We start from the raw sequence: 19637 nt of genomic DNA, 5'->3' as shown, positions 1-19637 counted from the left end.
GTATCCGAGATGAAGTGGGGCTGGAGAGTGGCCGCGTCAGGCCTGAACACCGAAGGGCAGAGTGAACCTGATATCCCCCTCGACGATGTCCCGCATGTCCGGGATGTCGTTGCGGAACTGCAGAGTTCGCTCGAGACCCATGCCGAACGCGAAACCGGTGTACACCTCCGGGTCGATGCCGCTGGCCTGCAACACCTTCGGGTTGACCATTCCGCAGCCACCCCATTCGACCCAACCGGCTCCACCCTTCTTCTTCGGGAACCACACATCGACCTCGGCGGAGGGCTCGGTGAACGGAAAGTAGTTGGGCCGCATCCGAGTGCGCGTATCGCTGCCGAACAGAGCCTGCGCGAACGCGTCCAACGTTCCGCGCAGATGCGCCATCGTCAGGCCCTTGTCGATCGCGAGCCCCTCGACCTGATGGAAGACCGGAGTGTGCGTCGTATCGAGCTCGTCGGTACGGAACGTTCGGCCAGGGCAGACGACGTAGATCGGTACGTCGCGGGAGAGCATGGACCGCACCTGCACCGGCGACGTGTGCGTACGCAGTACCTGCCGCGAGCCCTCCGGTGCGATGTGGAACGTGTCCTGCATCGTGCGAGCCGGGTGATCGGGCAGGAAGTTCAACGCGTCGAAGTTGAAGTGCTCGGTTTCCACCTCGGGGCCTTCTTCGACCTCCCAGCCCATACCGACGAAGACATCGGCGACCTGCTCCGAGATGATCGTGATGGGATGGCGCGCTCCGACGGGTGCCCGGTCGGTCGGCAGCGTCACGTCGATCGTCTCGGCCACGAGAATCGCTGCATCGCGCTCCGCCGACAGCACTGCGCGGCGCTCGTCGAAGGATTTCTGCACCCGGTCTCGTGCCACCTTGACGCGCTTGCCTGCGTCCGCCTTCTGATCACCGGGTAGAGCTCCGAGGGCGCGCTGAGCCAACGCCAGTGGCGCCTTTCCACCCACGTGATCGATTTTGACCTTCGTGAGCGCATCGAGGTCCGACGCGTCGGCGAACGCCTGCTCGGCCGAGTCCACCGCAGCGTCGAGTGCGGACTCTTCGAGAACGCTCGGATCTACCGGCTCGGGCCCGGACTCTTTCTTCGCCACGACAGATGCACTCCTCGAATAATGGTCGGTCTGCACGAAGCAGAGTGGTAACGATCCTAGGCGACCGTATTCACGGGGTCGCCGACCGTCGTCGAACACGGGCGCTCGCGTAGAGGCACAGTGCCGCGGCGGTCGCCAGGTTCAGACTCTCCGCCCGACCGTGGATGGGAATTCTGATCCGGTGATCGGCAGCTTGGGCAACGGGGAGGGACAAACCGTGGGCCTCGTTGCCGAACAACCACGCAGTCGGCTGCTCGAGCAGCTCGTCTGCGTCGTCCAAGTCGACTTCGCCGTCGGCGGCAGTCGCCACGACCGTCAGGCCGGCACGGCGCAGTGCGTCGATACCGTCTTCGATCGAGCGCTCCCGCGCAATGGGAAGATGGAAGACGCTGCCGGCCGAGGCCCGCACGCATTTGCCGTTGTGCGGGTCGACGGAGTCGCCGAGCAGGACCACCGAATCGGCCCCGGCGGCATCGGCAACACGAATGATCGTGCCGGCATTACCAGGCTCGGCCATTTGCACCGGAACGGCCACCAGCCGCGGTTTTCCTACCAACGCACGGTCGATCGGGACGTCGACCAACTCGGTGACTGCGATCAGACCCTGCGGGGTGACGGTGTCCGACAATGCCTTCGCAGCACGATCGGTGATCGGAAAGACCCGTGCGCCACCGGCCTCGATGGAGGCGATGAGGCTCTCGTGTCGGTCGAGGGCATCCGCGGTGAAGAACAGCTCGCGGACCGAACCGAACCGAGCAGCCTCGGACACAGCATTGAAGCCCTCGGCAAGGAACAGTCCCGTCTTCTTGCGCTCTGCAGCGCGAGCGAGCTTGACGGCCGAAACGACCCGCGGAGTTCGCTCGGTCAGCGAATCCACGGGTCGTTTCGGAGTTGAATCGTCGTGCGGCGACTCGCTCAGGCTGCTTCTCCAGCAGGAGCGTTGACATCGGCAGGCAATGCAGCCTTGGCGATGGCGACCAAGCCGGCGAATGCCTCGGCATCGGACACAGCGAGCTCGGCGAGGATCTTGCGGTCCACCTCGACGCCCGCGGCCTTCAGGCCCTGGACGAAGCGGTTGTAGGTGATGTCGTTGGCCCGCGCTGCAGCGTTGATACGCGTGATCCACAGCTTGCGGAAGTCACCCTTGCGCGCGCGGCGGTCCCGGTACGCGTAGGTGAGCGAGTGGAGCTGCTGCTCCTTGGCCTTGGTGTACAGACGTGAGCGCTGTCCGCGGTAGCCCTTGGACGCTTCGAGAATCGAACGGCGCTTCTTCTGGGCGTTGACGGCCCTTTTTACGCGTGCCACTGGTGAATCCTGTCGATCTGGGGGCGTGTGAAACCCCGAATGGTAATGGGATGAAGCCGACCGAAATCAGTCGGCGGCGAGCCGGATCAGATGCCGAGCAGGCGCTTGATCCGAGGCACGTCGGCCTTCTTGACAACGGCGACACCATCGAGGCGACGAGTCACCTTGGTGGGCTTGTGCTCGAGCAGGTGGCGACGGCCGGCCTTCTGGCGCAGGATCTTGCCGCTGCCGGACACCTTGAATCGCTTCTTGGCACCACTGTGCGTCTTCTGCTTGGGCATGAAATCCTCTGTTCTGTATTAGCTCTTCGGTGGTGCATGGCACAGCCACGCAGCGCCTCGGAACGGACTGCGCACCGAGGCGGGTGCGGGACTGTCTTACTGGTAGAGCGCGAAGCTCAGTTGGTCTGAGCCGGAGTAGCCGGAGCTGCTGCGGCCGGTGCCTCGGCAGCCGGAGCTGCTGCGGCGGGCTGTTCCGGCGCGGGGGCCGGTGCGCGTTGCGCAGGCGGCGCGGCAGCGCTTTCCTGAGCCTTCACGCGAGTCTTGGCACCCTTGTGCGGAGCCAGGACCATGGTCATGTTGCGGCCGTCCTGCTTGGCCGACGTTTCCACGAAACCGAGTTCCGCGACGTCGGCACCCAGGCGCTGCAACAAACGGAAACCCAGCTCGGGGCGCGACTGCTCGCGACCACGGAACATGATGGTGACCTTGACCTTCGAGCCGGCTTCGAGGAAGCGAACCACGTTGCGCTTCTTGGTCTCGTAGTCATGCGCGTCGATCTTGGGGCGGAGCTTCTGCTCCTTGATGACGGTGAGCGTCTGGTTCTTGCGCGATTCGCGCGCCTTCTGCGCAGCCTCGTACTTGAACTTCCCGTAGTCCATGATCTTGCAGACCGGCGGACGTGCGTCGGGAGCTACTTCGACAAGATCGAGGTCGGCTTCGAGAGCCAAGCGGAGTGCATCTTCAACACGCACGATCCCCACCTGTTCACCGCCTGGTCCGACAAGACGGACCTCGGGAACTCGGATGCGATCGTTGATGCGGGTCTCAGTGCTGATGGGGCCTCCTAGGTAGTGCGGTGTGGTGTGTAACCCGACCGCCTGCCACTTACACAGCCCGTCGCCCTCGAACCTCGACATCACGCTCGGCGAACCAACACCGAAAACGAAAAAACCCTGCAGCCGGTCTGTACCGACAGCAGGGCCCGATGTCGACCGGTCGATCCGTACGACATAGCGCGTCGTACAGTCTCCTCACGAGGAGGAAGCACTGGGGAATCCCGATTGGGAGACCTTCGTGCGACCGGACCGGAAGCGATCCATTCGGATCACATACCGGTGGGAGTCGGGCTCCACTTGCTGCCTCCATGCGGTGAACTCCATCGAGGAGCGCACGCCGAAGACGGTCGTCGAGTCAGACTACCAGCAGAATGCCGAAACCGACAATCGCACCGGTCGATGAAGCCGAGTCGACACCCGATCCGACCGACGGCACCCGCGGCGTGGGATTCTCGTAGGTATGACCAGTTCATCCACGCCCGCCGATCCCGCAGGCACCGACCCCACCGGTATCGAGCAAGAAGTCCGGGAACTCGCCGAGGTTCCCGCGGTCGAGGTCATCAGCCGTGCAGCGGTGATGCTGATGAGTTCCGCGGCCGAGAAGCTGGGTCTGTCCGAGCCCGATCCCGCGGAGAGCCCCTACCTCGATCTCGACGAGGCCCGACGCGTCATCACCGCACTCGCCGGCTTGGTCACCGCGTCGGTCGAGTACCTCGGTCCCCACGCTGGACCGATTCGCGACGGCCTCCAGGCACTGCAACGCGCGTTCCGGGAAGCCTCGGCACACCCGGACGAGCCAGGACTCGGCCCCGGTGAGAAGTACACCGGCCCGGTGCACTGAACGAGCGCACCCCACCCCACCCACAGACGACGAAGCCGCATCCGGCAATCCGGATGCGGCTTCGTCGTCGACGTGTTCGCGTCAGACCGCAGCGACCTTACGAGCCCGACGCTTCTTCGGGGCCGCCTTCGGCGTGGACGCCACTACCTCGCGGGAGAGCGCCTCCTGCAGGAACTTTCCGGTGTAGCTTTCGGGCACCGCTGCTACGGCTTCCGGATTACCCTGCGCCACAACCGTTCCGCCGCCCGAACCACCTTCGGGCCCCATGTCGATGACCCAGTCGGAGACCTTGATGACATCCAGATTGTGCTCGATGACAATCACGGTGTTCCCCTTGTCGACGAGTCCGTTCACCACGCCGAGCAACTTCCGGATGTCCTCGAAATGCAGGCCCGTGGTCGGCTCGTCGAGAATGTAGACAGTGCGGCCGGTCGATCGCTTCTGCAACTCGGCTGCGAGTTTCACACGCTGAGCTTCGCCGCCGGACAGTGTCGTCGCCGGTTGCCCCAGGCGGACGTAACCGAGGCCGACCTCGACGAGTGTCTTGAGGTACCGATGAATCGACGTGATGGCCTCGAAGAAGTCGGCAGCCTCCTCGATCGGCATGTCCAGGACCTCGGCGATGGTCTTGCCCTTGTAGTGCACTTCGAGCGTCTCGCGGTTGTAGCGAGCGCCTTCGCACACCTCGCACGGTACGTAGACGTCGGGCAGGAAGTTCATCTCGATCTTCAACGTGCCGTCTCCCGAGCATGCCTCGCACCGACCGCCCTTGACGTTGAACGAGAATCGCCCGGGCTGATACCCACGAACCTTGGCCTCGGTGGTGGCCGCGAACAACGTACGGATCTTGTCGAACACCCCGGTGTACGTCGCGGCGTTGGACCGGGGCGTGCGGCCGATCGGTGACTGGTCGACGCGAACCAGCTTGTCCAGTTGGTCCAGACCGTTGATCCGGGTGTGCCGACCGGGAACCTGCCGGGCACCGTTGAGCTTGTTGGCCATCACGGTCGCGAGGATGTCGTTGACCAGCGTCGACTTACCCGAGCCCGAGACACCGGTGACCGACGTCAGAACACCGAGAGGGAAGCTGACGTCGATTCCCTGGAGGTTGTGTTCACGGGCACCCACGACGGTGACCTGTCGCTTCTTGTCGACCACCCGACGGGTGTCCGGCAGCGGGATCTCCATGCGACCCGACAGATACGCACCCGTGAGCGATTCGTCGTTGGTGAGGAGGTCCGCGTAGGAACCGCTGTGCACGACGCGTCCGCCGTGCTCACCGGCCAACGGTCCGATATCGACGACCCAGTCGGAGGTACGGATGGTGTCCTCGTCGTGCTCGACGACGATCAATGTGTTGCCGAGATCGCGCAGTCGCGTCAGCGTGTCGATGAGCCGGCGGTTGTCCCGTTGGTGCAGTCCGATGGACGGCTCGTCCAGTACGTAGAGCACGCCGACGAGGCCGGAGCCGATCTGCGTGGCGAGCCGGATACGTTGGGCCTCGCCGCCGGACAGCGAGCCCGCGGTGCGCGCCAACGACAGGTATTCGAGACCCACGTCCAGCAGGAAGCCGAGTCGAGCCTGAACCTCCTTGAGGACCTGGCCCGCAATCGCTTCCTCGCGTCGCCCCAGAGTGAGACTGTTGAGGAAGTCGGCCGTATCGGCGATGGAGAGTTCACACACCTCGGCGATCGACTTCGGCCCGAAATCACCTGCCGCGATGGTGACCGACAGAATTTCCGGACGCAGCCTGGCTCCGTTGCAGGTAGGACACGGAACGTCGCGCATGTAGCCGTCGTAGCGTTCCTTCATCTGTTCGGATTCGGTCTGCTCGAGGCGGCGGTGCAGGAAGGGCATGACGCCCTCGAACTCGGCGTAGTACGACCGGGTGCGGCCGTACCGGTTCTTGTACTTCACGTGCACCTGGTGGTCGCTGCCCTCCAGGACAGCTCGCTTGACCTTCGCCGGCAGCTTGTTCCACGGAGCGTGCAGATCGAAGCCCATGGCGTCGGCGAGTCCGGACAGCAAGCGACCGAAGTACTCCGACGTCTGGCCCATCGACCAGGGCGCGATGGCACCGTCGGCCAGACTCAGATCACCGTCGGGCACCACCAGCTCGGGATCGACCTCCTTGCGCACGCCGAGCCCGACACAGTCGGGGCAGGCGCCGTAAGGCGAGTTGAACGAGAACGATCGCGGTTCGAGGTCGTCGATGGACAGCGGGTGGCCGTTGGGGCACGCGAGCTTCTCCGAGAAACGACGCTCCCGATCGGGGGCGTTCTCCTCACGGTCGACGAAGTCGAGAACCACGATGCCGTCCGCGAGCCGCAGTGCGGTCTCCACCGAGTCGGTGAGCCGCTGCTTCGAGCTGGACTTGACGGTGAGTCGGTCGACAACGACCTCGATGTCGTGTTTTTCCTGCTTCTTCAAGACCGGCGGGCTGCTGAGCTGGTGGACGACACCGTCGACGCGCACACGTGAGTAGCCCTGGGTGTTGAGCGAGTCGAACAGGTCGACGAACTCGCCCTTACGGGTTCGGACCACCGGCGCGAGGACCTGGAATTTGAGGCCCTCCTCCATGTCGAGAACCTGATCGACGATCTGCTGTGGGGTCTGCTTGGCGATCTGCTCGCCGCACACCGGGCAGTGCGCAGTGCCCGCCCTGGCGTAGAGCAACCGTAGGTAGTCGTAGACCTCGGTGATGGTGCCCACGGTGGAGCGTGGGTTGCGGTTGGTCGACTTCTGGTCGATCGAGACCGCGGGCGACAGGCCTTCGATGAAGTCGACGTCGGGCTTGTCCATCTGCCCGAGGAACTGCCGTGCGTATGCGGACAGCGACTCCACGTAGCGACGCTGGCCTTCGGCGAAGATCGTGTCGAAGGCGAGAGACGACTTGCCCGAACCGGACAAACCGGTGAACACGATCAGCGCGTCCCGGGGCAGGTCGATATCGACCCCCCTCAAGTTGTGCTCCCGTGCACCTCGCACTATCAGGCGATCCGCCACTGTGTTCCCTTCTTTTCTCACGAGCACGTCGAGCCGTGTTGCTGCTCGGCGCAGCATTGTCCGACGTCGAGTCGATGATGACGCGTGGTGCCGATGCACCGATCACACGCCGTGTAGCCGAGGACTCCACGTCGAAAACCTGTCGAGGTGAGGGACGAACCTCACCTCGTAGCAATGGTAGGTCCAGGTACCGACACACTTTTCCACGAGCGTGACCCCGGCGCTCCCGTCGTTGCTGCCGACGGTAGCGTCCTCGAAATGGACGAGCACCTCATGGTCATCGACGACAATTACACCGGCGTCGTTGCACAGGGTTCACCCCCGCAGCGGCGGACGATCCCCGGAGCCACGATCACCAAGATGTCGGTCGGCCCCATGGACAACAACACCTACCTGGTCGTCTGTTCCGCAACGGGCCATTCCCTGCTGATAGACGCCGCCAACGAGGCCGACCGCATCTCACTGCTTCTCGACGAGAACGCACCGACGCTGTCTCTGATCGTCACCACACATCAGCATGCCGACCACTGGCAGGCGCTGGCCGATATCGCCGGTGGCACCGACTCCCCCACCGCGGCCCACGAGCTGGACGCAGAACCGCTGCCGGTAGCTCCGGACCGTTTTCTTGCCGACCACGACACGGTGTCGGTGGGAGAGCTCACGTTCGATGTGGTGCATCTGACCGGTCACACTCCGGGCTCGATAGCGCTCGCGCTGACCGACGCCGAGGGCAAGACGACGCACCTCTTCACCGGTGATTCCCTGTTCCCCGGCGGCGTCGGCAAAACCAACGGCCCCGAGGACTTCACCCACCTGCTCGACGACGTGAGCGCCAAATTGTTCGACCGTTTCGCCGACGACACCGTCGTCTACCCCGGGCACGGCAAGGACACCACTCTCGGTGACGAGCGGCCGCACCTGGCGGAATGGCGCGAACGCGGCTGGTGACGCCGCACGTGCTTGAGACCGTGAAACACGGGGTATGAAGAGTGTGACAAAAGTGCACGCACCGGTGATTTCGATCTACTTTCGGTGCGAGTCCGCACGTACAACCGCCATGACACGAGAAACTACGCAGGAGGCTGTCAATGCTGGTCCGCCGTATCGCCCGTCCGCTGATGTCTACGATTTTCATCTCCGGGGGCGTCGATGCACTTCGTAATCCCGCCGGCAGGGCGAAGGCAGCCGCTCCGTTGATCGAGCAGAGCAAGGATGCTCTGCCCAACGAGGTCACCGCGAACGTGCCGACCGATCCCGAGACGTTGGTTCGGATCAACGGCGGAATCCAGGTCGCCGGCGGCATTCTGTTGGCCACCGGCAAGGCACCGCGTATCGCATCGCTCGCTCTGGCTGGAAGCCTCGTTCCGACGACGCTGGCCGGACACGCGTTCTGGAACGAAACCGACCCGGAGACCAAGGCTGCGCAACGCATCCACTTTTTCAAGAACCTCAGCCTCCTCGGCGGACTGCTGATCGCAGCCGTCGACACCGAGGGCAAGCCCTCCGTCGCGTGGCGCAGCAAGCGGGCGGCACGCCGCGCACAGGAATCTGTGGTCTCTGCGCTGCCCGGTCACACCACTCACGACACCGGGGAACGCGTCAAGGAAATTGCCTCGATCGCAGCGAGCCGCGGTGCCGATCTGGCCGACGCCGCACAGCCGAAGCTGGCCAAGCTCGCCGACGCCGCACAGCCGAAGCTGGCCAAGTTCGCCGACATCGCCGGCGAGAAGGGCTCGGAGCTGGCAGAGGTCGCGCAGCCCGCTCTGAACCGGTGGGCTCACATCGCCGCCGACAAGGGTTCGGAGCTGGCCGAAGAAGCCCAGAAGCGTGGCTCGAAGCTGGCCGAGCTTGCTGCCGACCGCGGAAGCGATCTGGCCGAAGAAGCGCAGAAGCGTGGCTCGAAGCTCGCCGACAAGGCCGCGCACCGCAGCTCGGATTGGGCCGAGCTCGCTCAGAAGCGGGGCTCGAAGTTGGTCGACGTCGCTGCCGACCGTCGCAGTGAACTGGCCGAGGTGGCACAGAAGCGCGGAGCGAAGCTCGCCGATCTCGCTGCCGAGAAGGGATCCGTTCTGGCCGAAGAGGCTCAGAAGCGCGGTGCCACGTGGGCCGACATCGCGTCGGATCGGGTAGACACGCTCGGCAAGCGCGCTCGTAAGCGGGCCGAGAAGCAGAACAAGGAACTCGAGAAGGCAACCGAGCAGGCTCGGGCCAAGCTCGAGAAGCGAGTTGCCAAGGCGCAGAAGAACTTGGACAAGAAGCTCCAGCAGTACGCGAAGTAGGTCTACCCACGACGCTCGGCGTCGTTCGCGCGCACGGCCCTGTCCCAGAACTCGCGGTTCTGCGGCAGGGCCGTTCTGCGGCGTAGACTGCTCTGGCTGATTTCGAGGCGATATCGTCGCCTCGGCCGAACTCCCGAGGAGAACCTTTGCCGGACGACGGCCACCCATCGAACGATCCCGGTGCACCCATCGAGGAAGACCTCGAACAGGCGCACCTGACGCGGTTGTACACGCAGCTCGATTCGCTGCGCGAGTATGCAGCAAACCGACTTCGCGCCGTGCTGCTCGAGACCGGCGGAACACCGCAGGCCCGAAGCGAGCGCGAATCCTTCAACCAGATGTACACCGAGGACATCGCCAAGTACGACGCAGCCGAGAACGGGCTCTGCTTCGGACGCATCGACCTCGACCCGGACACCCTCGATCCGAAAGTCGACGACCGCCCCGAGCGTTACATCGGCCGTGTCGGCATCCTCGACGACAAGAACGATTACGAGACACTACTGCTGGACTGGCGAGCCCCCATGGCCCGTCCGTTCTATCTGGCGACACCGGCAGCTCCCGAAAACGTGTTGCGCCGCAGGCATATTCGTACCCGCGGACGCAAGGTGACCGCCATCGCCGACGAATTCCTGGACCTCGAGTCCGCGCAGTCGTCGAACGATGCGGCTGTCGCGGGTGGCGTCGCCAGTGAGGGTGCGCTGCTGTCCGCTCTCGATGCAGCGCGAACCGGTCAGATGAACGACATCGTCGAGACGATCCAGAGCGAGCAGGACGCAATCATCCGCTCACAGCATCGCAGTGTGCTGGTGGTGCAGGGCGGACCGGGCACCGGCAAGACGGCCGTGGCACTGCACCGAGCTGCGTATCTGCTGTACACGTACCGTCAACAGCTCGGCAAGAGCGGTGTCCTGATCATCGGGCCCAACGCCACGTTCCTCGACTACATCGGCCAGGTGCTGCCGTCGCTGGGCGAAACCGGGGTATTGCTGTCGACGATCGGCGATCTGTACCCCGGAGTCCGTGCGCAGCGCGAGGATTGGGCTCTGGCCACCGAGGTCAAGGGCAGACTGTCGATGGTCGACGTACTGACGCAGGCGGTGCGTGATCGCCAGGAGGTGCCCGCACAGCCGCGCCGGCTGAAATTCGACACCTACGACATCACCCTCGATCGAAAGATAGTCACGCGTGCCCGCGGCCGCGCCCGGTCCTCCCGGCGACCACACAACTTGGCTCGGCCTCTGTTCGTGTCCTCGGTCATCGACCAGTTGGCCAATCAGCTGGCCGCGAAACTCGGCCAGAACGTGGTGGACGGATCGAGCTTGCTCAGCGCCGACGACATTGCGGACATGCGGGACGAGATGCGCGAGGACCACGACGTGATGGCTGCGATAGACGAGTTGTGGCCGGATCTGTCGCCCCAGCAGGTTCTTCGAGACCTGTTCGCATCGCCGGAGAAAATCGCATCGGCCGCACCTGCGCTCGACGAGTCGGAGCGCGAGTCGCTGCTGCGCCGCGGCCACGGCTTCTCGTCCGCGGATGCCCCGCTGCTCGACGAGCTCGCCGAGCTGCTCGGCGTCGACGATGCTGCCGAACGTGAACAGGCTCAGCGTCAATGGCGTGGCCAGATCGCCGATGCCCAGGGCGCACTGGACATCCTGACCGGGTCTGCTCCACAGGACCTCGAGGACGAACTGGACCCGGAGATTCTGATGGCGTACGACCTGATCGACGCCGATCAGCTTGCGCGACGCCAGAATTCGGGTCAGCGACTCACCACCGCGGAACGCGCAGCCGGCGACCGTACCTGGACCTACGGGCACGTGATCGTGGACGAGGCACAAGAGCTGTCGGCGATGGCGTGGCGAATGGTGATGCGGCGCATCCCCAATCGGTGGATGACACTGGTGGGTGACACCGCGCAGACCGGTGATCCGGCCGGAACCTCGTCCTGGGGATCGGTGCTCGAACCGTATGTGGCTCAACGCTGGAAGCTCACCGAACTGACGGTCAACTACCGAACGCCGTCGGAGATCATGACCGTGGCGCACGACGTGCTCGCGGCGATCGATCCGGAGCAGTCCGAACCGCGATCCATTCGCAGCACCGGCGTCGAGCCGTGGGCTCAACGCGTAGCCGCAGCAGATCTGGTGACGACGGTCGAGAAGCGAGTGGCCGACCACCCTCGTCCCGGCCTGAGCGCAGTGCTCGTTCCCTCCGAACTCGTCTCCCAACTGCAGCACCTGGCGTCGGATGTGGTGACCGTGTCGACGGTCAAGGACGCGAAAGGGCTCGAGTTCGACTCGGTGATCATCGTCGAGCCGAGCGCGATCGTTGCGGAGTCCGTCAAGGGTATGAACGACCTCTACGTGGCCCTGACCCGAGCAACCCAGCGACTCGGAGTCGTCCATGTGGATCCTCTGCCCCAGGAGCTCGGGGCCCTGCAGCCCTTCGACGCCGAGGTCTGACGAGAACAGTCCGACGAGAACAATCGGCCCGCCCCGTCATCGTCGACGGGGCGGGCCGATTGTCGTACTACGAGAAAATCAGCGGACGGTATGGACGATCAGGACGTCACAGGTCGACTTGCGGGCCGCGTCGGACGGAACCGAACCGAGCAACCGCCCGGTCAGCGAGTTCAGCCCACGGTTGCCGACGACGAGTAGATCGCCCTTGACCTCGTCCACGAGTGCCAGGAGGGACTCGACGGGCGCTCCGACGATCGGCTTCTCCTCGATGTTCTTCGCGCCGGCCTTGGTGGCGTGCTCTCGGGCGGTGCGCAGGATTTCGCGCGTCGGTGCCGAACCGGTGATCTGGTAGGCGTCCTCGCGGAGTGCGTCGGCGGCGGCAGAGGTGTCTTTCGGATCGGCCGGGTAGTAAGCACACGCGATCACCAGGGTGGCATCGGCATCTCCCGCCAGAGCCGCGGCCTTCTCCACTGCCCGCAGTGACGATTCGGAGCCATCGGTTCCGACGACGACGGTGCGGTAGGCGCTCATTCATTCCTCCATTTGTCGGTCACACACAGATGTGACACTTCTGGTCGAACTGGATTGGTGCAAGTCACAGGACCGAAAGACGTGGTCCGGGGACTGATGCGCTGACAGTAGCCGGAAGTCGACGATCGGCACGTGAACTTGGGGAACAACACGATCCGCGCCACTCACATACATTGGTTTGCATGCCGATCCCCCGCCCGCCGTTGTCGAGACGGGCCCTCGCTCTCGGTGCCGTCGCGATCTCGATCGTGATCGTGGCCGCCCTCGCATTCGCATTCCTCCCCCAGGGACGCGAAGCCGACACTGCTACGCGTGACGCGCGCATCACGCTACCGGACAGCCCCGGTTCGACGGAGACCGTCGACCTCGACACCCGGCTCTACATTCCCGAGTCCACCCCCGCTCCGGCTGTGTTGCTCGCGCACGGCTTCGGCGGCAGCAAGGACTCGGTCGACGGCGAAGCTCGTGATCTCGCCGCGCGCGGATACGTGGTTCTCGCCTACACCGCGCGCGGCTTCGGTGACAGCACGGGTTCCATCTCCATCAACGACCCCGATCGCGAGGTCGCCGATGCCCGCGGCCTGATCGACTGGCTGGCCGAACAGCCCGAAGTACAGCTCGACGCTCCTGGTGATCCCCACGTCGGCGTGGCAGGCGGGTCGTACGGCGGGGCACTGGCCCTCAGCGCAGGCGGAACAGACCCGCGTGTGGACTCGGTGGCCGCTGCCATCACCTGGAACGACCTGGGCCAGGCCCTGTTCCCCAACTTCGGCGTCACCTCGTCCGCAGGTCGAGAAGCGCTCGGAAACATCGATTCCCCGGCCGGTGCCGAATACGGCGGACCCGGCGTCCTCAAACGTGGATGGGCCGGGGTCTTCTTCGGAGCGGGGGCCTCCAGCGCTGCGCCCGGCAGTTCCACGGACGGTAACGGTGGTGGTAACGATGGCGGTGGCGCATCCGCATGCGGCAGATTCGCCCAGGAATTCTGCGACGCCTACGCACAATCCGCAGTGACCGGCATCCCCAGCCAGCCGCTGCTCGATCTGCTGACTGCCCACTCGCCCGTCGCGGTCGCGTCGAACATCACGGCTCCGACGCTTCTCCTACAGGGCACCCAGGACACTCTGTTCGGTCTCGACCAGGCCGACGCGACGGCTCGGCAGATCGCAGCCGCAGGCGGTGACGTGACCGTTCGGTGGTTCGACGGTGGGCACGATGCCGGTGGAACGAACGGTGCGTCGGATCGAGCCGTCGCGGACTTCTTCGACCGGACTCTGCGCGGCACCCCCGATCCCGCGACCTCCGAGAGCGCGCCGTTCGTGTATTCGACGCAGCGCGCAGCCGATGAGCGAGGAGGAGAACGCAATCGTCGGATGACGGCTCCCGACTACCCAGGCCTGACCCCGAACGCCGAACCCACACAGACGAATACGGTGACCTTCACCCCCGCCTCGGACGACGGGACGATCATTCGTCCGCCCGGCGCGTCACCGTCCGCCATCTCGACGGTCCCCGGTCTGGGTTCGGTGTTGTCGACACTCGGATCGACCGGAGCCGGTGCAGCGCTGACTGCGGACCTTCCGGGCCAATCCGCGATTTTCACCAGCGAGCCCGTCGACTCGTCACTGACCATCACCGGCGCGCCGAGAGTCGATCTCCGGGTGGCGTCCCTCGCCGGGCCCGGCCAGGCTGTGCTGTTCGCGAAACTGTACGACGTCGCCCCGAACGGCACACGGACCCTTCCCGGCGGCGCAGTGTCGGCCATCCGACTGCCCGACACCGGGAGCATCGATCCCGTCGACTTCACCGTCGCCCTCCCTGGAATCAGCTATACCGTCCAGCAAGGTCATCGTCTCGAACTGAGCGTCTCCACCACCGATCAGGCCTACGCCGTCCCGCTGGAGCCCGCACAATTCAGCGTGACCATGGCGAACACATCCGTCGCGTTACCGACGGTTCCCGCGGTGGCGAGCCCGAACAGCACGGTACCCGTCGCTCCACTGATCGGAATCGGCGTGGTCGTCCTGGTCGTCGGATGCATCGTCGTGGCGACGATCGTGCGAACCAGACGCCGCACGGTGGCCGAAGTCGACGAGGCTCTGGTCGACACTCCCCTGGTGATCACCGACCTGGCCAAGACGTACTCGAACGGGTTCCGTGCCGTGGACGGCGTCAGCTTCGAGGTGAAACAGGGGCAGGTACTCGGACTGCTCGGACCGAACGGTGCCGGAAAGACCACCACGTTGCGCATGCTGATGGGCCTGATCACCCCCACCGGCGGCGACATCCGAGTCTTCGGTCACAAGGTCACACCCGGTGCCCCGGTGTTGTCGCGGCTCGGCTCCTTCGTCGAGGGTTCCGGCTTCCTTCCGCATCTGACCGGCACCCAGAACCTGCGGCTGTACTGGGAGGCGACAGGGCGACCGATCGAAGACGCTCACCTCGACGAGGCACTCGAGATCGCAGACCTCGGCGCAGCGATCGAACGCAAGGTCAAGTCCTACAGCCAAGGCATGCGTCAGCGCCTCGCCATTGCACAGGCCATGCTGGGTCTACCCGATCTCATGGTGTTGGACGAACCGACCAACGGCCTCGACCCGCCACAGATCCGAACCATGCGTGACGTGCTGATCAACTACGCGAAGACGGGACGCACCGTGTTGGTCTCGAGCCACCTCCTCGCCGAAGTGGAACAGACGTGCACGCACGTCGTGGTCATGAACCGTGGCTCCGTGATCAGCTCGGGCACCGTCCGCGAGCTGACAGCGGCCGGAGGGCAGACCGAGATCAGGGTCGACGACGCCGACCGCGCCCAGTCGGTACTCGACGCCGCCGGCCATGACGGCGCGGTGATCGTCGACGACGGCACGGTGACCGTCGACCTGACCGACGCCGATTCCGCCGTCGTCATCAGAGAACTCGTTACGGCGGGGGTGTCGGTCCGCGGTTTCTCCCAGTCCACCCGACTCGAGGACGTGTTCCTCGACCTCGTTCATCGAGATACCCCAGGCACAGTCGTTCACGAGACCGACTCCAGCGAGGATCGCTCATGAGTACAACGCACGCAGACGGCCGCGCAGCGGGCTACAGCGGCGGCCGCACCCTGCCGTTTCGTACCGAACTGCGTCGACAGTTGGGCCGGCGACGCACTCAGCTCGCCATCGGTTTCCTTGCCCTGCTACCGGTGATCCTTGTCGTCGCCTTCACCGTGGGCAGCTCCAGCGCCGACTCCGACGCCGGCGGGCTCATCGAGCTCGGCACGCGAGGCGGCATGAACTTCACCGTCTTCGCACTGTTCATGTCCGTCGGATTTCTGCTCATCGTCGTGGTGGCGCTGTTCTTCGGCGACTCCGTTGCGAGCGAGGCCTCGTGGTCGAGCCTGCGCTACCTGCTCGCCATCCCGGTTCCTCGAAGCCGACTGTTGACCCAGAAGGCACTCGTCTCGGCCACGCTGTCCAGCGCCGCCATTCTGGTGCTGGTCGGAGTGTCCCTACTGATCGGGACGGTGATGTACGGTGCCGAATCATTGGTCACGCCGCTGGGTGAAGGACTGTCGTACGGCACTTCCCTGGTGCGACTACTGATTGCGGTCGCCTACATCGGCGTCAATCTGCTGTGGGTGGCAGGTCTGGCGATGTTGCTGTCGGTGCTCACCGACGCCCCTCTCGGGGCCGTCGGCGGCGCGGTGATGACGTCGATTCTGATGCAGATCCTCGATCAGATCACGGCATTGGGGTCGCTGCGCAACTATCTGCCCGGGCACTACGCGAACTCGTGGATCGACGCCTTCGGCACGAACATCGACTGGAACGACATGGTGGTCGGATCGTTCTCGGCCATCACCTACGCGGCGGTCTTCGGGCTGATCGCGTGGAGACGATTCGCCACCAAGGACATCACCAGCTGAGGCGGCCTACTTCTTTTTGATCGCTGGCCCGAAGACGCCCTCGGGAATGGTGCCCTGGCCGACGATCGACTCACGCCACGGCGTCGCGAGCGAAACCAGCCGAGCTGCACCGTCCTCGCCGAGGGCGGCCCACGGCGCGACGGCGAGGTCGTTGGTGATGTCCTCGACCAACGTGCGGAGATCTTTCCCGTCCTGAGTCAAAGCGCCGTCGGCCGTCACCAATTCACGATCGGCCAAGGACGCCACGGCTCCGTTCCACTGCTCGGTCGACCATCCACGACGCTTGCGCGCGAATTCCTTCTCGAAGCCGTACCCGGTGGCGGTGTGGGTGATCAGCGCGTCCAGGCCGTTCAACCCCGCCGTCTGCAGCGCGGCAATGTGGCCGTCGCCGCGGTATTCGCGGATCAGGGTGAGAGCGTGCCACAACACGAGGTGCGGCGCTTGCGGCCAGTCGAGTTCGGCGTAGGCGGCGTACAGCGGCCGACCGTCGTCTCCTGGGATTCCACGCGCAGCGATCGATGCGAGGTCGGCAGCTTCGGCCATATCCGGGGACGCCAACGTCTCGGAGCCCAACAGACGCTCGAATGCGGTGTCGAGTGTGGCGTAACGGATTGCCATGATCTCGTCGGGAGAGGCGATGGCCCAGGCTGCCGGAATCAGCGGGCTGATCAGATCGCGGTTGAAGTTGTAGAACGTGGCTGTCACGACACCTGCACCGACCGGCCCGAGAGGTGCTGCACGACCGGCGAAATAGCAGGCCCGTGGCGGTAACCCAGCAGCAACGAGAGCGTCCTGCGTTTCCGGCAGGAAGTAGGTCATCGAGTGGATCAGTTCGAGTGCACGAGAGGTGCGGCCGGCGGTGGTTGCGTCCATCACTGAACCGTAACCGAACCATTTCGGATCGTTCCGCAGGCTCGACTCGCACCACCCGCGCGACCTACTTGAGGCCGGCCGCGTCCATGCCCCGGAGCTCCTTCTTCAGGTCCTGGATCTCGTCGCGCAGTCGACCGGCCAGCTCGAACTTCAACTCGCGGGCAGCGTTCATCATCTGATCGGTCATGTTCTTGATCAGGTCCGCCAACTCGGCGCGCGGCATCGACGAGACATCCTGCCCCTCGTACACGCCGGAGCTGACCGACCTGCCTGCTTCGCCCTGCGCTCGCCGACCACGGCTGGCGTTCCGACCCGAGCCACCCACTTCGACGGCCGTGTCGGTGTCCTCTGCTTCCTGATACACCTGATCGAGGATGTCGGCGATCTTCTTGCGCAGCGGTTGCGGATCGACTCCCCGCTCCTTGTTGTAGGCGATCTGCTTCTCGCGCCGACGTTCGGTCTCCTCGATCGCGTACGTCATGGAGTCGGTCATCTTGTCGGCGTACATGTGCACTTCACCGGACACGTTTCGAGCGGCGCGGCCGATCGTCTGAATGAGGCTGGTGCCGCTGCGAAGGAATCCCTCCTTGTCCGCGTCGAGAATGGCGACCAATGACACCTCGGGAAGGTCGAGGCCCTCCCGGAGGAGGTTGATGCCAACCAGGACGTCGTACTCACCCAGCCGAAGCTGCCGCAGCAGCTCGACTCGGCGCAACGTATCGATGTCGGAGTGCAGGTACCGGACGCGGATGCCCAGCTCGAGCAGATAGTCGGTCAGGTCCTCCGACATCTTCTTGGTCAATGTGGTGACAAGAACTCGTTCGTCCTTCTCGGCACGCTCGCGAATTTGGTGCACGAGGTCGTCGATCTGTCCCTTGGTCGGTTTGATGACGACCTTCGGATCGACGAGGCCGGTAGGACGGATGACCTGCTCGACGAATTCGCCGCCGGTCTGCCCCAGTTCGTACTTGCCGGGAGTAGCGGACAGGTAGACGGTCTGGCCGATCCTCTGTGTGAACTCTTCCCACGTCAGCGGCCGGTTGTCCGTCGCAGACGGCAACCGGAACCCGAAATCGACCAGGTTCCGCTTGCGCGACATGTCGCCTTCGTACATCGCGCCGATCTGCGGGACGGTGACGTGGGATTCGTCGATGACGAGTAGGAAGTCCTCGGGGAAGTAGTCGATCAGGGTCGCGGGTGCGGTGCCGGCCCCGCGACCGTCTATGTGCCGCGAGTAGTTCTCGATGCCGGAGCAGAAGCCGACCTGCTTGATCATTTCCAGGTCGTATTGCGTGCGCATCCGAAGCCGCTGCGCCTCGAGCAGCTTTCCCTTGCCTTCGAGCTCCGCCAGGCGCGCCTCGAGCTCGGCCTCGATGTCCTTGACCGCCCGTTCCATGCGCTCCGGTCCGGCGACGTAATGGGTGGCCGGGAAGATGCGTACCGAATCGACTTGGCGAACGATGTCGCCCGTCAGCGGATGCAGGTAGTACAGCGCCTCGATCTCGTCACCGAAGAACTCGATGCGAATAGCGAGCTCCTCGTACGACGGAATGATCTCCACGGTATCGCCGCGGACTCGGAACGATCCGCGGGTGAACGCCATGTCGTTGCGGGTGTACTGCACGTCGACCAGAAGCCGGAGCAGCGCATCACGCTGGACCTCGACGTTGACCTCGAGCTCGATCGACCGATCGACGTACGACTGCGGGGTACCGAGACCGTAGATGCACGACACCGACGCCACCACGACCACGTCTCGACGAGAGAGCAGGGATGCCGTCGCGGAGTGCCGCAGACGCTCGACGTCGTCGTTGATGGACGAGTCCTTTTCGATGTACGTATCGGTCTGCGCGATGTACGCCTCGGGCTGGTAGTAGTCGTAGTACGACACGAAGTACTCGACTGCGTTGTTGGGCAACATGTCTCGTAGCTCGTTCGCCAACTGCGCTGCGAGAGTCTTGTTCGGTGCCATCACCAGGGTGGGGCGCTGCAGTTTCTCGATCAGCCAGGCGGTGGTGGCCGATTTACCGGTACCGGTGGCACCGAGAAGCACGACGTCCTTCTCGTCCGCCTTGATCCGACGTTCGAGTTCGGCGATGGCGGTCGGCTGATCACCGGCCGGAACGTGTTCGCTGACGACCTCGAACGCCGGTCCGGTGCGCTCGATCGCTCCCACCGGACGGTGTTCGGAGTGCGCGACAACGGGATGTTCGGATGCAAACGCCATTACACAAGCGTAGACGCGACCACCGACAAGTTCCGTCGG

The 19637-nt window shown here is 64.6% G+C and carries 15 protein-coding genes; 6 read left to right on the top strand and 9 right to left on the bottom strand.

From position 1 onward, the window contains the following. Positions 1–36: 36 nt before the first annotated feature. The 5 genes from pheS to infC all read right to left on the bottom strand — a co-directional run bounded on the left by pheS (position 37) and on the right by infC (position 3547). On the bottom strand, positions 37–1104 hold the full coding sequence (pheS, locus tag CH278_RS03755) for a phenylalanine--tRNA ligase subunit alpha (protein ID WP_027497240.1): 1068 nt from the start codon (positions 1102–1104) through the stop codon (positions 37–39). Between the two features lie 70 nt (positions 1105–1174). Further along, the gene (locus CH278_RS03750) at positions 1175–1981 is read right to left on the bottom strand and encodes a TrmH family RNA methyltransferase (protein ID WP_094621184.1); all 807 of its coding nucleotides are present in this window, start codon (positions 1979–1981) and stop codon (positions 1175–1177) included. Positions 1982–2019: 38 nt separating this feature from the next. Further along, positions 2020–2409 carry a 50S ribosomal protein L20 gene (rplT, locus tag CH278_RS03745; RefSeq protein WP_008715924.1) on the bottom strand — a complete coding sequence of 130 codons (390 nt, stop codon included), beginning with the start codon at positions 2407–2409 and terminating at the stop codon, positions 2020–2022. Positions 2410–2495: 86 nt separating this feature from the next. Continuing rightward, complete coding sequence (gene rpmI, locus CH278_RS03740) at positions 2496–2690, bottom strand: 50S ribosomal protein L35 (RefSeq protein WP_008715923.1); 195 nt, start codon at positions 2688–2690, stop codon at positions 2496–2498. 116 nt (positions 2691–2806) lie between these two features. Continuing rightward, a complete protein-coding gene (gene infC, locus CH278_RS03735) occupies positions 2807–3547 on the bottom strand; it encodes a translation initiation factor IF-3 (RefSeq protein WP_045841242.1) in 741 nt (246 codons plus the stop codon). A 379-nt stretch (positions 3548–3926) separates the two neighbouring features. Between infC and CH278_RS03730 the strand changes: the two genes are divergently transcribed. After that, complete coding sequence (locus CH278_RS03730; RefSeq protein ID WP_027497243.1) at positions 3927–4307, top strand: DUF1844 domain-containing protein; 381 nt, start codon at positions 3927–3929, stop codon at positions 4305–4307. A gap of 81 nt (positions 4308–4388) precedes the next feature. Here CH278_RS03730 and uvrA read toward each other — a convergent pair whose 3' ends face one another. Next, entirely contained in the window at positions 4389–7313 is a 2925-nt protein-coding gene (uvrA, locus tag CH278_RS03725) for an excinuclease ABC subunit UvrA (protein WP_032374518.1), read from the bottom strand. Positions 7314–7571: 258 nt separating this feature from the next. Between uvrA and CH278_RS03720 the strand changes: the two genes are divergently transcribed. The 3 genes from CH278_RS03720 (at position 7572) to CH278_RS03710 (ending at position 12060) form a co-directional block, all read left to right on the top strand. Beyond that, on the top strand, positions 7572–8261 hold the full coding sequence (locus CH278_RS03720; RefSeq protein WP_032374317.1) for an MBL fold metallo-hydrolase: 690 nt from the start codon (positions 7572–7574) through the stop codon (positions 8259–8261). A gap of 140 nt (positions 8262–8401) precedes the next feature. Continuing rightward, complete coding sequence (locus tag CH278_RS03715; RefSeq protein WP_027497246.1) at positions 8402–9592, top strand: DoxX family protein; 1191 nt, start codon at positions 8402–8404, stop codon at positions 9590–9592. A gap of 146 nt (positions 9593–9738) precedes the next feature. Then, a complete protein-coding gene (locus CH278_RS03710) occupies positions 9739–12060 on the top strand; it encodes a HelD family protein (protein WP_094621183.1) in 2322 nt (773 codons plus the stop codon). Between the two features lie 78 nt (positions 12061–12138). Here CH278_RS03710 and CH278_RS03705 read toward each other — a convergent pair whose 3' ends face one another. Beyond that, positions 12139–12591 (bottom strand): universal stress protein, encoded by a 453-nt coding sequence (locus CH278_RS03705; protein WP_008715916.1) that lies wholly within the window; start codon positions 12589–12591, stop codon positions 12139–12141. Between the two features lie 182 nt (positions 12592–12773). Between CH278_RS03705 and CH278_RS03700 the strand changes: the two genes are divergently transcribed. Beyond that, entirely contained in the window at positions 12774–15644 is a 2871-nt protein-coding gene (locus tag CH278_RS03700; RefSeq protein ID WP_094621182.1) for an alpha/beta fold hydrolase, read from the top strand. Then, positions 15641–16498, top strand: coding sequence for an ABC transporter permease (locus CH278_RS03695; protein WP_032365525.1), 858 nt, complete (start codon positions 15641–15643; stop codon positions 16496–16498). Before CH278_RS03700 ends, CH278_RS03695 begins: the two co-directional genes overlap by 4 nt. A 6-nt stretch (positions 16499–16504) precedes the next feature. Here the strand turns inward: CH278_RS03695 and CH278_RS03690 are convergent, their stop codons facing one another. Together CH278_RS03690 and uvrB are read right to left on the bottom strand one after the other, a co-directional pair. Next, positions 16505–17371, bottom strand: coding sequence for an SCO6745 family protein (locus CH278_RS03690; protein WP_032370338.1), 867 nt, complete (start codon positions 17369–17371; stop codon positions 16505–16507). Positions 17372–17435: 64 nt separating this feature from the next. Continuing rightward, on the bottom strand, positions 17436–19598 hold the full coding sequence (gene uvrB / locus CH278_RS03685; RefSeq protein ID WP_027497251.1) for an excinuclease ABC subunit UvrB: 2163 nt from the start codon (positions 19596–19598) through the stop codon (positions 17436–17438). Positions 19599–19637: the final 39 nt, after the last annotated feature.

It is taken from the genome of Rhodococcus sp. 05-2254-5 (assembly GCF_002258575.1).
Lineage (GTDB): Bacteria > Actinomycetota > Actinomycetes > Mycobacteriales > Mycobacteriaceae > Rhodococcoides > Rhodococcoides fascians.
Note: the sequence above shows the minus strand (reverse complement) of the source record. Positions and strands in the feature narration are given on the sequence as shown.

What these genes read in the sequence shown, in the direction of transcription:
- rpmI (WP_008715923.1), bottom strand. Translation starts at nt 2,690, where the DNA reads ATGCCCAAGCAGAAGACGCACAGTGGTGCCAAGAAGCGATTCAAGGTG.
- infC (WP_045841242.1), bottom strand. Translation starts at nt 3,547, where the DNA reads ATGTCGAGGTTCGAGGGCGACGGGCTGTGTAAGTGGCAGGCGGTCGGG.
- CH278_RS03730 (WP_027497243.1), top strand. Translation starts at nt 3,927, where the DNA reads ATGACCAGTTCATCCACGCCCGCCGATCCCGCAGGCACCGACCCCACC.
- CH278_RS03720 (WP_032374317.1), top strand. Translation starts at nt 7,572, where the DNA reads ATGGACGAGCACCTCATGGTCATCGACGACAATTACACCGGCGTCGTT.
- CH278_RS03715 (WP_027497246.1), top strand. Translation starts at nt 8,402, where the DNA reads ATGCTGGTCCGCCGTATCGCCCGTCCGCTGATGTCTACGATTTTCATC.
- CH278_RS03705 (WP_008715916.1), bottom strand. Translation starts at nt 12,591, where the DNA reads ATGAGCGCCTACCGCACCGTCGTCGTCGGAACCGATGGCTCCGAATCG.
- CH278_RS03700 (WP_094621182.1), top strand. Translation starts at nt 12,774, where the DNA reads ATGCCGATCCCCCGCCCGCCGTTGTCGAGACGGGCCCTCGCTCTCGGT.
- CH278_RS03695 (WP_032365525.1), top strand. Translation starts at nt 15,641, where the DNA reads ATGAGTACAACGCACGCAGACGGCCGCGCAGCGGGCTACAGCGGCGGC.
- CH278_RS03690 (WP_032370338.1), bottom strand. Translation starts at nt 17,371, where the DNA reads ATGGACGCAACCACCGCCGGCCGCACCTCTCGTGCACTCGAACTGATC.
- uvrB (WP_027497251.1), bottom strand. Translation starts at nt 19,598, where the DNA reads ATGGCGTTTGCATCCGAACATCCCGTTGTCGCGCACTCCGAACACCGT.